Raw genomic sequence first — 15,035 nt, forward strand, 5'->3', positions numbered from 1 at the left:
CTCTGCCTAATTGGGGGGTACCTAGATCTGTCCCGCATTTTCGTCCCGCAGTGGAAAAGCAAGCATTCTTTCTCCGGGGACACAATACAGATATCTTCACGACACACGAGCATCCCCGCCGTTTGCCCTACATGTGCCAACCTTTTATAGGTAGTGTGTCCCCGGAAACGGCCAGATACTGATGCCGGATGTCATCCATCAGGGCCGCATTGTCTTTCAGAGCGGGGCAGGCAACGAAACAGGTGGCATCCACTGAATCAGTTAGTTGGCCAAAGTGCCGATAAGAGTCCGCAAAGGGCAAATTGAAATGGAACTAATTTTCGCTTTGAGGTAATATCCTGAACCAAAATCATCGCAATCATTAGATATTCACCGTAGTACTGCCCCTGGCGGGACTAGTTTTAAGGCCGATGATGCCGGGTGGGATATCCCTGCGAGCCCCTAACGCCACTGATGCAGGTTTCACCGTGAAAGGAAAAGGAGCATGGAAACGCTAGCGAGCGACCTCATACTGGAGAGCCTTTTCGACGGGGTCTACGTGGTCGATGTCGAACGTCGTATAAGCTACTGGAATCCTGGAGCGGAGCGTATCACCGGTTACCCGCGGGAGGATGTCGTCGGCTCCTGCTGTTCCGATAACATCCTGTGCCACGTCAACGGAGTGGGAAGGGAGCTCTGCTTCGATGGATGCCCGCTGGCGGCGACTATCGCCGATGGGAGGCCGCGAGAGGTAAAGGCGTACCTTCGGCACCGGTTGGGGCACAGGGTGCCGGTGCTGATCCGGACCTCCCCGGTGCGGGACAGTGGCGGAAAGGTGGTCGGGGCTGTCGAAGTGTTCACCGATTACTCCTCCTCCCTGCAGGTACTGGACGAGTACGAAAAGCTGCAGCAGGAGGCCTACCTCGATCGGCTCACCGCTGTCGGCAATCGCCGGTACGCGGAGATGAACCTGTCGACCCGTCTCTACGACCTGCACAACAACAGGATGGGGTTCGGCCTCGTATTCATCGACCTTGATCACTTCAAGGCGGTCAATGACCGGTATGGACATCCGGCCGGTGACGACATCCTCGTCATGGCAGCCAATTCGATGGCCAAGAGCCTTAGACGGATTGACGTGTTGACCAGGTGGGGAGGGGAGGAGTTCTTGGCTATCCTCCCCGGCGCTAACGACGTCACCTTGGATCTGGTCGCCGAGCGTATCCGCTCTTTGGTGGAGAAGAGCTACGTCATGGTGCAGGAGGAAAAGCTGGCGGTCACCGTGTCGGTCGGAGGCACTCTGGCCAGGATGGATGATGACCAGCAATCTCTGGTTGCCCGTGCCGATGAGCTCATGTACCGGAGTAAAAAGAAGGGGCGTAACTGTGTGACGGTGGACAAAGGGTGATGCGCGATGCCGGCCTTGCGGTCGCGTGCGAGGCAGCTGGAAGGGGGGCGTATGGGGTGGAAGTTCTCTGAGTTGGTTGATGTCGGTCGCTTGCAGCTGCTCATGGACCGTTTTTATGCCGCCACTGCCATTCCGGTCGGCATTATCGCCACCAACGGCGAGATCCTGGTCGCTACCGGCTGGCAGGACCTCTGTACCAAATTTCACCGCATCCATCCGGTTACGGCCCAACGCTGCCGGGAAAGCGACGACTACATCAAAACGAGACTCGCCTCGAAAGGGCCTGTTCAATACAAGTGCCGAAACGGCCTCTGGGATCTGGCCGTGCCGATCATAATATCCGCCGAGCACGTCGCCACCCTTTTCCTGGGGCAGTTTTTCTACGACGACGAGGTGATCGACGAAAACTATTTCCGCAGCCAGGCCCTTGAATTCGGGTTCGACCTGGCCGGATACCTGGAGGCCCTGCGGCGCGTCCCCGTCTATTCCCGGGAGAAGGTCAAAGATATCATGGGGTTTTACACCTCCTTCGTGGAATTCCTGGTGAGCATCGGGGTGAGCAACCGCCAGCGTTCGGAGGCGGAAAACGCGCTCAGGGAGTCCGAGGAGAAGTTCGCCAAGGCGTTCCATACCGCTCCGATTCCCATGGTGATCTCGACCATCGAGGACGGGACATACCTCGAGGTAAACGAGGAGTTCGAACGTCAGCACGGCTATCGCCGGAGCGAGGTCATCGGAAGGACCGCCGTGGAGCTCGATCTGTGGTGCGATTCCCATGTCAGGCAGGAGATCGTGGACTGCCTCAAAGCGGGTGGGGCGGTCCGTGACCGTGAGGTCACCCTGCGAGACAGGGAAGGCGGCCTCCGTTTCGGGCTCTACTCCGGATCGGTCATTGAGGTGCAGGGGAAAAAGCTGATGCTCGCTCTGAGAACCGATCTCACCGAACGCAAACGGATGGAGGAGGAGATCGAGGTCCTCAACAGCGAGCTCGCTGCCCGCGCCAGCCTGCTGGAAATCGCCAACCAGGAGCTTGAGTCGTTCAACTACACGGTTTCCCACGATCTGCGCCGCTACCTTTCGGTTATCGGCGGCTACGGCCATCTGGGGATGGAACGCTCCGAAAGCCTGGCCGATCAAGAGCTTACCGGCTACCTGGCGGAGATATGCGGATCCGCATCGCACATGGAACAACTCGTCGAGAGTCTGTTGAGGTTCTCCCTTCTCTCGCGGGCCGAAGTGATGCGGCAACCGGTCAACCTGACGGAACTAGCGAAACGGGTAAGCCTGTCGCTCAGGATGTCGGAGCCCGCCAGGAAGGCCACCTTCATCATTGGCGAAGGGATACGGGCCCCCGGCGATCCAAGGCTTCTCGAAGTGGTGATGGAAAACCTTCTCGGCAATGCCTGGAAATTCACCGGCGGGGGGGACCCTGCGGTCATCGAATTTGGGGCTGCCGGTAGCGGTGACGGCCGTGCCTACTTCGTGCGGGACAACGGGACCGGGTTTGACATGGCACAGGCGGAGAGACTTTTCCGCCCCTTTGAACGCCTGACGGAGACGGCTCACCTTCCCGGTCACGGCATCGGCCTGGCCACCGTGCAGCGCATCGTCCAGCGCCATGGCGGGACGGTATGGGCCGAATCCGAGCCTGGCAAAGGGGCAACCTTCTGGTTCACGCTTGGCGGACTCCCCGGCGAAAGCAATACAGGTCTCAGGATATAAAGGTGCCCTTGTAAATCGACCTGGTCTCATCGTTACCAACCTGCACCAGTAAATCTATCTCGCTTCATCTCGCTGTCCGAGTGCGGGGTGGGCTGGTCTTATAACAGTAAGGCAAGGAGGCACTACTGTTACATAGGGTGGTATACTACCTCTGATTCCGGTGCAGTCTCCTTAATACCGGTTCCAGATACAGCCATAAGTTCAAAACATATTTTTCCATTCTTCTGGTTTGGCCACGTAACAGATGCCAATGCCTCAGGGGGACCCATGAATACTGCCCGATTAAGCGACAGACTGTTCGCGGTCATGATTGCGGCGGATCGCTCAGGAGCGTCGCGTATCATAGACGAGGCCCTCGATGGGGGGATGGTTCCCCAGGAGGTCATCGCCGGGGTCCTTGATCCCGCCATTGTCCGGCTCGGGAAGCTGTGGGAAGATCAGGCCATGTCCCTCGCCCAGAATTTCGTGGCAGCCAAAATTGCGGAAGACACCCTTTTGCGCTGTATACCGAAAAAGAGCGAGCGGCAGCCCTCGAAAGGCTCCGTCGTGATAGGCAACATAGAAGACGACTTCCACAGCCTCGGCCGGCGCTCCGTGGGGCTCTTTCTCGAGGCCGCCGGTTGGGACGTTCATGACCTAGGAAATGACGTTCCCGCCGCGGAGTTCATCGAAAAGGCGTGCGAGGTCGATGCCTCGGTCATCGGGGTTTCGGCCATGATGCAGACCACCGCCCTCAACATACGCAAGGTCCGGGAGCTCCTTGACGCGCGTAACCTGACCGGGTCCATAAAGCTCGCCGTCGGGGGCGCGGTTTTCAACTGGCGCCCCGAACTGGTGGCCGAGGTAGGGGGCGATGGCACCACCCACAACGCGGCCGGCGCCGATCAATTGTTTCTCCGTCTCCGGTCCGAAACCGGGAAGCGGGTGTCGCCGTGAATTCATACCAGAGAGTCATGGGAACGCTGATTGGCCAGCCGGTGGACCGTTTGCCGGTGTTCGCGGTCCTTGGGGCCTACGGGGCAAGGCTCACCGGGGTCGACCTCCGCACCCTGTACAGCGATCCGGTGGCCTATGCGGCGGGACAAAAGGCGGTGTACGACGAGTTCGGGTTCGACCTCGTCATGACCCCGTTCGTTTACACCGCGCTCTCGGAAGCGTTTGGCGGGGAAACCGCCTGGACCGAGCACCAGCCTCCCAACATGAAAAGGCCGGGCGTAGCGACGGCGGCCGGAGCCCTTTCCGTGCCGCTCCCCGATCCCCGGACGGCTCCCACTCTGGCGGCCGTTCTGGAATCGACCAGGATGCTGGCTGATATCTACAAGGATCAGGTCCCGATCATCGGGGTGCTGCCGGGCCCCGGCATCATGGCTTCCCTGGTCATTGGCCTGGAAAGGTGGATGGAAACGGTGCTGTTCGAACCCGAGCTCGCCGACGAGATTGCCGGCTACCTGGCCTCTTTTTTCGTCGCCTGGGCAAACGCCTTGTTGGCCGCCGGGGCGGACTGCCTGGTGATCACCGAGGGGATGGCGTCGGCGGAGATTGCCCCCCGCGAACTATTTGCCGAGCGCTTTCTCCCCCTTTTGACCTCCTCGTTCCCCCAGATTGCCGGGCCCAAGGTCCTGCATCACACCGGGGGACGGATCAACCACGTTCTCGATCTGGTGACCGGGCTGCCGGGGCTTATCGGAGTGGCCATCGGGTCGAAAGAGAGTCTTGCCGAGGCCAGGGGGATTGTGGGGCCCCAGTTGAACCTCATCGGCAACCTCGACAATCTCGCCTTTGCTTCCGTTAGCACCGCACGGATTTACGAGGATTGCTGCCGCTGCATCCGCGAGGCGGCACCGGCGGGCCATTACATCCTTTCCAACTCCGGGGCGGACGTGCCGCTTTCGACCCCCCCGGAGAGCCTGCACGCGATGCACAGGGCAATCGCCGAGGCCGGTGCCGGTGACGGAGTCCGGCCATGAACGGCGGCACCCTCTGGCTTAGTTGCGGAGTCCTGCGCAATGAAATGGAGGAACTGCTCCGCGAAGGGAAGATCGGCGGAGAGCTCTTCGTTCTCGACTCGATGCTGCATATGGAACCCGTCAGGCTCGAGCGGGAGCTCACCAGCGCCCTGGCGCGGCTCGACGAAAAAAACGGCACCCTTGTGCTTGTGTACGGGGACTGCTCGGCTCACCTGCTCGATATAGCCAAAAGGTACCGGGTGGGGAGGGTGGCGGCCATCAACTGCGCCCAGTTGCTTGTCGGACGGCAACGGTATCGGCAGCTGATGCAGGAGGGGGCCTTTCTGGTGTTGCCGGAATGGGCCCTGAGGTGGGAGCACATCATGAAAAGGGAGCTGGGGCTTGACGAGACAGTGGCTCACGGTTTGATGGGGGAGCACCGGGGAGTGCTCGTCTATCTGGACACCGGCATCGTGGGGGTCCCCGAGCGTCAGCTTCGGGAGTTTTCCAGCTATACCGGATTGCCCTGGCGGGTCGAGCCCGTTTCCCTGGACACCATGCTGGAGAGCCTGCTTCAGGCACGGGCGGGTTCCGTAAAGGCCGGCTCCACGGGGGAAACGTCATGAGCCGTACCGACGCGAGACTTTCCGCCCAACTGTTGGCAGTCGACATCATTTCGCAACTGCTGGCCTCGGCCGCCCCCCAGACCCTCGGAGAGCTCCTCACCGAACAGTTGCGGGAATTGACCGGGGCCAGGACGGTGATGCTTGTCGTCCACGACAAGCAGGCGGAGTGCCATGAAATCCTGTCGGTGAGCCCGCGACGGCGTTTGTCGATGGTCACCGCGGGCGATGTCCCCTTTTTTTGCCCAGGCGCGCAAGATGAGGACCTTCCTCGCCTGGTTGAACACTTTCCCGAAGGCCACCCTGCCAAGGCGGTGTTGAAACGGGCCGGCATCCGCTCCCAGGCGCGCTATCCGCTGATCGCCGGGCGCGAACGGGTCGGCATGCTGCTGCTTTTCGACCTGCCGGAGATCGACCGTATCGGGGAGACGGACGAGATCATCCACCTGCTCGCTCCTCCCATAGCGCTTGCCCTCAACAACTCCATGGCGTTTCGCCAGATCGAACGGCAGGCGATCGCGCTGGAAAACCAGGTTGCCATCCGAACCGAGCAACTGCTGAAGAAAAACGCCGAACTGGAAAGAGCTGAAAATCTCCACCGTGCCATTCTCCAATCAACCATGGAAGGTTTCTGGCTGATCGATTCCCAGCTGAAAATCGTCAACGTGAACGAAGCCTACTGTGCCATGAGCGGGTACTGCCGTGACGAACTGATCGGAATGCCCATAGATCGCCTCGATGTCAACGATTCCAAGGATGCGGTCGAAGCCCGAGCCCGTAAACTGAGGGAGGCCGGCTCCGGCAGGTTCGAGTCGGAACACAGGCGCAAGGACGGCAGCATTTTCCCGGTCGAGGTAAGTGTCAGCTCCGTGCCGGTCGAGGACGTTCTTTTTTCGGTGTTCGTCAAGGACATATCCGAACACAAACTCGCGGAAGAGGCGCTGCGCCGCAGCGAGGAACAACTGCGGCAGTCCCAGAAGATGGAGGCCGTCGGCCAGCTTGCCGGCGGAGTAGCCCACGATTTTAACAACATCCTGATGGTGGTCGCCGGGTACTGCTCCCTTCTCCAGGGAGACGATAGCTTAAGCGAAAAACAAAAGAGCATGGTCGATGCGATCGCCTCCTCCGCCGAGAAGGCCGGCAATCTCACCCGGGGGCTGCTGGCGTTCAGCCGCAAGCAGGCGCTGGTGATGAAACACGATGACCTCAACGACATCATCCAGCATGTCCAGACGTTCCTGGAGCGGATCATCGGTGAAGACATCACGTTCAATGTCTCGTTTTGCGAGGGGGACCTTCCCGTGACCGCCGACCGGGGGCGGCTGGAACAGGTGTTGATCAACCTGGCCACCAATGCCCGGGACGCCATTGGAAACGGCGGCGTCGTTTCCGTCAAAACCGAGCGGGTCGTTCTGGAGGATTCCCTGACCGACTCCAGAAAGCACAACGTCTCACCCGGCGCGTATGCCCTTTTAACGGTGTCCGATACCGGAGCCGGGATCAGAAAGGAGCACCTGGAACATATCTTCGAGCCTTTCTTTACCACCAAGGAGGTCGGCAAAGGGACGGGCCTCGGCATGGCGATCACCTACGGCATCATCAAGCAGCACAAGGGCTTCATCAATGTCTACAGCGAACCAGGAAGGGGAACCACCTTCCGGATCTACCTCCCGCTCAAGGAGGGCGAGGGAAAACCGGTAGCCGGTGAAGTCCGGGGCGAGCCCCCGCGGAGGGGGAGCGAAACGATCCTGGTCGCCGAGGACGACCCCGCTGTCCGCGAACTGGTGTCGCAGGTCCTGAGAAACCACGGGTACGAGACGATCCTTGCGGAAGACGGCGAGGATGCCGTCGCGAAATTCAAGGATAACCAGGAGCGGATCGGGCTGATCATCATGGATGTCATCATGCCGAAAAAGAACGGTAAGGAGGCCTTTGAAGAGATCCAGCGCATCAGCCCGGCGACCCGGGCTCTCTTTTCCAGCGGGTATACCGCCGACTTCATCGAGGACCGGGGGGTGTCGGAAAACGGGATAGAGTTGATCATGAAGCCGGTGCAGCCGACCGATCTGCTAAGGCGGGTACGGGAAATGCTGGACGTATAAGTTCCTCCATTTGGGGCACGGTACCGATATCTTTATAACTCAACCTTCGCAGATGTCGAAATGGTGTAAGTTGCTGTAATTAAAAATATAATAGCGTCGCAATCTGTATTAAAATGGCTTTGCTCCACAGCAAATACATCTTAACAGAGAAAGGACGCTATGAGCCCGAGTGTAGCAGAAACCGTCACCCTTGAAAATCAGATAAGTTCGTTCTTTCACAATCATAAGCTCGGCGATCTCCTTCGGCAAAGCAACATCAGGGGTATTACGAAGGGACGTACTGAAAGCGCCGGTAAAAGCCGGCAATGAGTCGGTGGTGAAAATCCACTGTTAGTAAAGGCTAGCGACCAGCTGACACTCCGAGTCATGCGTCGGCCTACCGTAAGGTGGCGGCGAAGCGTTGACAGGGGGCATGCAGGCATGGCTACGAGCTCCGAAATCACCGGTCCGGGTGCCGACCTTGTAGTACGGTGGGGAAGGCAGCATCGGCGTGCCGCGCTAGCGCGAGCGACACGTTGGACCCGCGGAGTCAAAGACCCAAGGCATGTATGCAAACGCTCATTGTACGGAAACCGGGAGATACCGTGAGCGGTCGAGCGTAGTCCCGCGCAAGGCCCGGTCGGGGAAAGGCCGGAGGCCACAATCCCGACATGCACGCGAACGGGAAGTCGGACACGGGGGTAGTATCTGTGAAGCGGACGAACGAATGCGCACAACCTGAAAGAGTGGGCCAACCGCATGCGGAGTCCGTGGAGAGAAGCGCCGTGGCCAAGGGAAACTCTGCCCAGACGACCATGACCGGCACGCCGAGGCCGGAAGCAATGTCGAGCGGCCTGGACAGGGTACGAGAAGCAGCGAAGAGGGACTCGCGGCAACAGTTTACGAGCCTCCTGCACCATGTCACCATCGACCTTTTAAGGGCGTCGTATCATGCCCTCAAACGGAGTGCCGCAGCAGGCATAGATGGCATTACATGGGAGGAGTACGGGGAAAATCTCGAAGAGAAACTTCCTGGCCTCCATGACCGTATCCAGGGCGGACACTATCGGGCAAGGCCAAGCAAGAGGGCGTGGATTCCCAAGCCTGACGGCAGCCAAAGGCCGATTGGCATAGCCGCGCTGGAAGACAAGATAGTCCAACAGGCGCTTGTGCAAGTTCTCCAAGCCGTGTACGAGGAGGATTTCATAGGCTTCAGCTACGGATCGAGACCGGGCCGAAGCCAGCATGACGCCCTTGACGCCATCTACGTTGCGATCACGCGGATGAAGGTAGGCTGGGTGCTCGATGCGGACATACGAGGCTTCTACGACTCGGTCGATCACGGGTGGATGATGAAGTTCTTGGAGCATCGCATCGCCGATCCGAGAATGCTCCGACTGGTCAGGAAGTTTCTGCGAGCCGGAGTGTCGGAGGAGGGTGAGTGGACTAAGACGGTGGTGGGGACGCCACAGGGTGCCGTGATCTCGCCGTTGTTGGCGAACATCTATCTGCATTACGTCTTGGACCAGTGGGTAAAGTGGTGGCGTCGCCACCATGCACGCGGCGAAGTCTATATCGTCAGATATGTTGATGACTTCGTGATGGGATTCCAAAACTGCTCCGATGCAAGACGATTCCGTGCCGCGTTGAAGGAAAGGCTTTCCAAGTTCGAGTTGGAGTTGCATGAAAGCAAGACCCGGCTGATAGAGTTCGGGCGATTTGCCGAAAGCAATCGAATCGAGCGAGGAGAGGGGCGGCCGGGAACGTTCGACTTCCTGGGTTTTACCCACATCTGCGCAAAGCGCAGAAAAGACGGACGTTTCACAATCCGAAGAAAGACCATCGCAAAGAAGCTGCGAGCCAAGATCGGAGAAATACGTGAAACGTTGCTGCGAAACCGACATCGACCGCTTCCAGAGCAAGGAAGTTGGTTAAAATCCGTGGTGCAAGGGCATTACAACTACTACGGGGTGCCGGGAAACCGGCATCCCTACCGCGAACTGATATTTGATATTTCGTGATGAACAACCGGGCCGGCAGCTTAAGGAAGGACCGTGCAAATATCAAATATCAAGTACATCCCCTCAGAAGTTCAGAATTCAGACCAGCCCCCCAGGGACTCGAGACCCCCTGGGACTCGATTGGCATTGCTCCCTCCTGCTTCCCCACCCCACTTGCTGCATTTTTTCGAGTCCACTGGAAAAAATCCGCTATAGTTTGAAACCAGTGCTGCCATCGAAATGAATGTCGTGGCCTCGCCCAGACAGCGAGGCGCCAGAGTCCCTTTGCTACCTACAGGAGTTGACAGAAATGGCGGGTGAACGTCTATCGCTTCCGGAATACTGCTCCTTAGTGGAACAAGCTCCCATATTGATTTGGAGAGCCAACACCGAATCGCTTTGCGATTACTTCAATGACCAGTGGCTCGAATTCAGAGGGCGGTCCATGGAAGAGGAGTATGGCAACGGGTGGGCCGAAGGGGTGCATCCCGACGACTTCGAGCGTTGCCTCGACATCTATCTGACCCACTTCAGACAGCGCAAGGTGTTCGAAATGGAGTACCGCCTGCAGCGGCACGACGGCGTTTACCGCTGGATTTTCGACCGCGGGGTCCCCTTCGAGGACGAACGGGGCGAATTTGCCGGTTACATCGGCAGCTGCATCGACGTGACCGATCGGGTGGAGGCCCAGGAGGCGCTCCGGAAAAAGCTGGAAGAAGAGATCAAGGTACTGAAAGGTGTGATCCCGATCTGCAGCTACTGTAAAAAAATACGCACCGACCAAGCGATATGGCAACAACTGGAAACTTACATAACTGAACACTCCGAAGCCCTGTTCAGCCACGGCATCTGTCCGCATTGCTATGACCAGCTCGTCGAGGGCCTACCACGTTCGCGATGAGCGTGGTATCAGTGAGGCGATGCACGGAACCAGAACCGTGACCGGGGTGACCCAGCAAGTGGCCAACACCTCTGTTTCTGTCCCGGCGACGGCAGTCCTTTCGGCGGATGCAATGACGGTAACCTTGACGTCATCGGCTCCCTTGGCTTCGGGTGCGGGCGTTGCCGCAGGTGACGCAGGCGGCTTCCACCCACTTCACATCGGTGCCACCAGTGGGAAGATCTCCGTAACGACCGGCGGCGGGACCGGAGTCTCGAGTTCCTACTTCTGGGTACCGACAGCCGCCCGGAATTGAACGTAGCAGCACCTTGGCAATTACTTCGGGGGCGCCGGCGGAACCGGTGCCCCCTCGTTTTTAGGGCTTTCTTACCGGGATACAATACGGATATCTTTACAACACATGAGCCCCCGGCCGCAGGCCCTACTTGTGTCGACCTTTACTAGGTATTGTGTCCCCGGAACGGCCCCGGAACGGCCCCCAACGGCCCCCAACGGCCCCCAACGGCCCCCCTTTTTGCGGCCTTCTGGCCCCTGGGCAGGTCTCGCCCTGTTTATTGTCCTGTTAACTCTGTACAATAAGACTTGCTTAACTGTAAGAGGCCAATGGGCACTGTAGTACAGGAAGCTGGCCTGTGTCACATTTGCGATCGGTTTGTGTGGTGATATAGTTGCATCAAAACAGGCTGTCTTGGCGTTGTGCAGTTTTAACCGCAATGTTAGGCGTACGGCCATGAAAACTTCAATAAGTGACGACGATGTTTGCGTTGAATTCCTGGCAGCAATAGTAGAACATTCCGACGATGCTATCATTGGCAAGAACCTGGATGGCACAATTATTACCTGGAACCGTGGCGCAGAGAAAATCTTTGGTTATAGAGCTGATGAGATAATAGGCCAGACCATAAATAGAATTGTCCCTCCCGATAGGCACGGGGAGGAAAAGGAAATCCAGGCGGCGATTTGGCGTGGAGAGAGTCTTATCCAGTACGAATCGAGGCGTTGCACCAAAGACGATCGTTTGATAGACGTCGCCCTCACCGTCTCGCCCATCCGTGATCCGCAGGGAATGGTATTCAGCATATCCACCATCGCCCGCGACATCACCGTTCGAAAGAGCAACGAAGAGGCCCTGTTAAGCCTCAACGAGATGCTCGAGAGGGAGGTTTCCCAACGGACGGCCGTCATCAAGGAAAAGGACCGGCTGTTGTTGGTTCAGAGCCGGCAGGCTGCCCTGGGGGACATGATCAGGGACATCGCGCACCAGTGGCGTCAGCCGCTGAACATCATAGGCCTTTTGGCCCAGGAACTCTCCCTCGCTTGCGAAATGGGGACTCTGTCCGGTGAACTGGTGCTGAAGAACGCCCGGAAATCGATGGAGCAGGTCAACTACCTGTCGAAGACCATCGACGACTTCAGAAACTTCTTCAAGCAGGACAAGGAGGAGAGCCGCTTCAAGGTGAGCGAGGCGCTGGCGAGTTCCCTCTCCCTTTTGGAAAAGCGCTTCAGGGACGAGCGGATCACGGTCCGCACCGGTTCGGTCGACGATGCGGTCACCGTTACCGGATACCGCAACGAGTTCATCCAGGTGCTTTTGAACATCATGAACAACGCAGTGGACGCCTTTGCCGAACGGAAGACGCCGGAGCCGTTGATCGTGGCCAGCGTGGGACAGGAATGCGAGGGAGTATTCGTCACCGTTACCGATAACGCAGGGGGCATCCCCGAAGAGGTGATAGACAGGATCTTCGACCCCTACTTCACGACCAAAGACGACCACAAAGGGACCGGGATCGGTCTTTTCATATCGAAGACCATCATCGAGAGCCATTTCAAGGGGAGCCTCACCGTTAGCAACGTTGAAGGCGGCGCCCGGTTTTGCATCCGTCTGTAATGCGGCCACCTAGGAATCGTTCGTGATATACCCTCGCCCCTTCAGGGAAGTGCTTTTCCCGGGATATCTTTACCACACATGAGTACCTCAGCCGCCTGCCCTATATGTGTCCCCCGAATTCGCCGAAAGGTTGTCACCAGTAATATGAAAGGGAGCAGGTTACCTAAGTAGCCTGCCCCCTTTTGCGGTCCCTGAGAGAAACGCATAATTGCACTGGCGTTCCCCCCGCTTCTCCTCGGCGACAGGCGGCCTGTGCCGGAGTGGCCCGGTGGACTATGCCTGATTCACCAGTACCAGGACCTCGGCCGGCTGCAGGTCATACACCTCGATGTAGGCCGTGCCGTCCGGCTCCCTCTCCACCTTTAGCTTCTTTCCTACCGCATACTGCGGCTTACCGTACGCCTTGCCGCTCGCCTTCGCTGCGGCCTCCTCGGTATTCGCCTTGATGACCAGGCTGCTCCCTTCCGGGTTGAGCCCCGCGTCCACGATGATGCGCGCGCCACGGCTTTCCGCGCCGTGCTGATTCACCACGCAGACGGCCTCCTGCTCATCGAACACCCTCGACCACGCCATGATCTGACCCGGACCGTGGAAGTCGTATCCGTTGGAAAGGAAGGAAATCTTGCGCAGGTACTGCCTGCCGCGGCGCAGGGCAAGGATCTCCTTGCGCACCAAGCCCAGTGCCGCCATGCGGACGTAGGTCGCACTCTTTTTGTTAAAGCAGTGGGCGCCGGAGGTCCCGAAGGGGCCAAAGCCCGGCATGGTCTTGTCCACGCAGTTGCTGCAATCGGTGCAGTTTTTCTTGACCTCCTCGAAGCAGTTCTTGTGCGGGTGCTTGGGGCCGAACATCGCCTCGCGCAGGTAACGGTCGCTCTTTCCCCAATCCGGCAGCCATTGCCGTTCCGATTTCTCGGGACCGGTGAAGCCTTGCTCGGTGCCGTAGTAGATGCAGGGGATCCCGAGGGTGAAGAGCTGGGTCGCGGTGGGGACGACCGCCTGATGTTCCACCGAGCAGTCGGCGCTGATGCGGAGCTTGTCGCCGAAGACATGGTCGTGGTCGTCGGAGATGGAGACGTGGTGCGAGCCAAAGGTGCGGTGGGAGCCCATCTGGTCATCCCACTCGTTGAACTGGCTGAAGTAGGCGTTGGGGTGGGCGAACCCCTTGCCGACGTCGCAGAGAGTGGACCTCATTTCGCCGATGTCCAGGGCGGCGTTGAGATTGCGCCCGAGGATGTCGAGGTAACGGTTCTGGACGAAGCTCCCGCCTGCCGCCTCGGCAACCAGGAAGAAGTCGCGTTTGCCGACCTGTTCGGCAAACTCCTTGATCGCGCCGCAGAAGTTGCGGGCCTGGGCCAGGGGGACATGTTTCATGGTATCGATCCGGAAACCGTCGACGTCGGCCTCCGCAATCCAGTACTTGTAGCAGCGCGCCAGGTTCGTGAGGACGGGGTCCTTGATAACGTCGAGATCCCGCAGATCCTCGAAGTCGGTCCGTTTGTTCTCCGCATAGGGATCGTCGATGTCACCCTTTCCGAGATCCCCCGTTCCGGCCCTCGTGTACGCTTCCGGGTCCTGCAGCTCCGCCGGCCAGACCGCATCCTCGTTGCCGGCGATTTTTTTGATCGGCTGGTTATCCTTGTTAAGCCAGGCACCGAACGGGTACTGCCCCGTCGTGTAACCGACCTTGCGCTCATTGGGAGGGTAGACCCAGTTGCAGCCGGTATGGTTGAAGATGATGTCCATGATGACGTACATCCCTTCCTTGTGGGCCGCCGCGACCATCTCGATGAGGTCCTGGCGGGTGCCGAAGCGCGGGTCCACCTCCAGGAAATCCTGGATGCCGTAGCCATGATAAGTGGTCAGGCCGCGCCTTTGCTTGAAGATGGGGCCGAGCCAGATGGTGGTGGCCCCCAGCTCCTTCAGGTAAGAGATCTTCGACTTCACCCCCTTGATGGTTCCCCCTTGCCATCTGCCGGCGCCGGAGTCCGCCCAGTTAAGCCAGCTCCAGCTCCCTCCTTCAGGGGCCACCCGCGCTGCCGCTATCTTGCTGCGATCAAGCGGCGCGCCCGTTTCCTTCCCGTCGCTGAAGCGGTCCGGAAGCAGAAAATAAATCACCTGGTCGCGCCAATCGGTGGGGGATGGATGCAACTGCGCAGTTTTGGGAAGCTTGTAATCGTTGATTCTTTTAGGCCGGGTAGTCGTCATGCTGCTCCTCCTTGGCGAAAGATAAAATCATCTAACTTTTATCGTAAGAGGGCACAGCCGCAACCCTGAAGGGGAAAAAACCGAGTCAATCCGGGGCACCCTCAGAGGGAAAGCCGACTTCCTCTTTCCGGGGGCACAATACCTATTTCTTTACCTGATTAGCGCCAATCTTCCGCTAGGCGTAACCACCGCTCTGGTCGGCTGCCAGTCCGGGCAGCGGCAGCAGCGAGGCGGGGAAGCATAGCAGCAAGATCGAAACGACGGTTAAAGCGGTACTGA

10 protein-coding genes and 1 pseudogene are annotated in these 15,035 nt (G+C 58.7%); 9 read left to right on the forward strand and 2 right to left on the reverse strand.

What is annotated here, in order from left to right:
• Nucleotides 1-484 precede the first annotated feature (484 nt).
• From ACYVL5_RS20325 to ACYVL5_RS20365, 9 genes are all read left to right on the forward strand, one after another.
• Nucleotides 485-1,387 (forward strand): GGDEF domain-containing protein, encoded by a 903-nt coding sequence (locus ACYVL5_RS20325; protein WP_460597400.1) that lies wholly within the window; start codon nucleotides 485-487, stop codon nucleotides 1,385-1,387.
• Nucleotides 1,388-1,438: 51 nt separating this feature from the next.
• On the forward strand, nucleotides 1,439-3,109 hold the full coding sequence (locus ACYVL5_RS20330) for a sensor histidine kinase (protein ID WP_460597401.1): 1,671 nt from the start codon (nucleotides 1,439-1,441) through the stop codon (nucleotides 3,107-3,109).
• A 267-nt stretch (nucleotides 3,110-3,376) separates the two neighbouring features.
• The gene (locus ACYVL5_RS20335; RefSeq protein WP_460597402.1) at nucleotides 3,377-4,045 is read left to right on the forward strand and encodes a cobalamin B12-binding domain-containing protein; all 669 of its coding nucleotides are present in this window, start codon (nucleotides 3,377-3,379) and stop codon (nucleotides 4,043-4,045) included.
• A 17-nt stretch (nucleotides 4,046-4,062) separates the two neighbouring features.
• Nucleotides 4,063-5,076: a uroporphyrinogen decarboxylase family protein gene (locus tag ACYVL5_RS20340; RefSeq protein WP_460597403.1), complete on the forward strand. Its 1,014-nt coding sequence runs from the start codon at nucleotides 4,063-4,065 to the stop codon at nucleotides 5,074-5,076.
• Entirely contained in the window at nucleotides 5,073-5,681 is a 609-nt protein-coding gene (locus ACYVL5_RS20345) for a DUF1638 domain-containing protein (RefSeq protein ID WP_460597404.1), read from the forward strand. Before ACYVL5_RS20340 ends, ACYVL5_RS20345 begins: the two co-directional genes overlap by 4 nt.
• A complete protein-coding gene (locus tag ACYVL5_RS20350) occupies nucleotides 5,678-7,780 on the forward strand; it encodes a hybrid sensor histidine kinase/response regulator (RefSeq protein WP_460597405.1) in 2,103 nt (700 codons plus the stop codon). The genes ACYVL5_RS20345 and ACYVL5_RS20350 overlap by 4 nt, the downstream gene beginning before the upstream one ends.
• A gap of 764 nt (nucleotides 7,781-8,544) precedes the next feature.
• The gene (gene ltrA, locus ACYVL5_RS20355; RefSeq protein WP_460597406.1) at nucleotides 8,545-9,780 is read left to right on the forward strand and encodes a group II intron reverse transcriptase/maturase; all 1,236 of its coding nucleotides are present in this window, start codon (nucleotides 8,545-8,547) and stop codon (nucleotides 9,778-9,780) included.
• 289 nt (nucleotides 9,781-10,069) lie between these two features.
• On the forward strand, nucleotides 10,070-10,660 hold the full coding sequence (locus ACYVL5_RS20360) for a PAS domain-containing protein (protein ID WP_460597407.1): 591 nt from the start codon (nucleotides 10,070-10,072) through the stop codon (nucleotides 10,658-10,660).
• A gap of 730 nt (nucleotides 10,661-11,390) precedes the next feature.
• On the forward strand, nucleotides 11,391-12,551 hold the full coding sequence (locus tag ACYVL5_RS20365; protein ID WP_460597408.1) for a sensor histidine kinase: 1,161 nt from the start codon (nucleotides 11,391-11,393) through the stop codon (nucleotides 12,549-12,551).
• A gap of 273 nt (nucleotides 12,552-12,824) precedes the next feature.
• Here the strand turns inward: ACYVL5_RS20365 and ACYVL5_RS20370 are convergent, their stop codons facing one another.
• Both ACYVL5_RS20370 and ACYVL5_RS20375 read right to left on the reverse strand, forming a co-directional pair.
• Entirely contained in the window at nucleotides 12,825-14,756 is a 1,932-nt protein-coding gene (locus ACYVL5_RS20370) for an alpha-amylase family protein (protein WP_460597409.1), read from the reverse strand.
• 158 nt (nucleotides 14,757-14,914) lie between these two features.
• Nucleotides 14,915-15,035, reverse strand: a pseudogene (locus tag ACYVL5_RS20375) (IS1595 family transposase); the annotation flags it as partial.

This window comes from Geomonas sp. Red276 (assembly GCF_054784495.1).

Excerpts from the sequence above, each read along its gene's own strand:
- ACYVL5_RS20325 (WP_460597400.1), top strand. The coding sequence starts at position 485 with ATGGAAACGCTAGCGAGCGACCTCATACTGGAGAGCCTTTTCGACGGG.
- ACYVL5_RS20330 (WP_460597401.1), top strand. The coding sequence starts at position 1,439 with ATGGGGTGGAAGTTCTCTGAGTTGGTTGATGTCGGTCGCTTGCAGCTG.
- ACYVL5_RS20335 (WP_460597402.1), top strand. The coding sequence starts at position 3,377 with ATGAATACTGCCCGATTAAGCGACAGACTGTTCGCGGTCATGATTGCG.
- ACYVL5_RS20340 (WP_460597403.1), top strand. The coding sequence starts at position 4,063 with ATGGGAACGCTGATTGGCCAGCCGGTGGACCGTTTGCCGGTGTTCGCG.
- ACYVL5_RS20345 (WP_460597404.1), top strand. The coding sequence starts at position 5,073 with ATGAACGGCGGCACCCTCTGGCTTAGTTGCGGAGTCCTGCGCAATGAA.
- ACYVL5_RS20350 (WP_460597405.1), top strand. The coding sequence starts at position 5,678 with ATGAGCCGTACCGACGCGAGACTTTCCGCCCAACTGTTGGCAGTCGAC.
- ACYVL5_RS20360 (WP_460597407.1), top strand. The coding sequence starts at position 10,070 with ATGGCGGGTGAACGTCTATCGCTTCCGGAATACTGCTCCTTAGTGGAA.
- ACYVL5_RS20365 (WP_460597408.1), top strand. The coding sequence starts at position 11,391 with ATGAAAACTTCAATAAGTGACGACGATGTTTGCGTTGAATTCCTGGCA.
- ACYVL5_RS20370 (WP_460597409.1), bottom strand. The coding sequence starts at position 14,756 with ATGACGACTACCCGGCCTAAAAGAATCAACGATTACAAGCTTCCCAAA.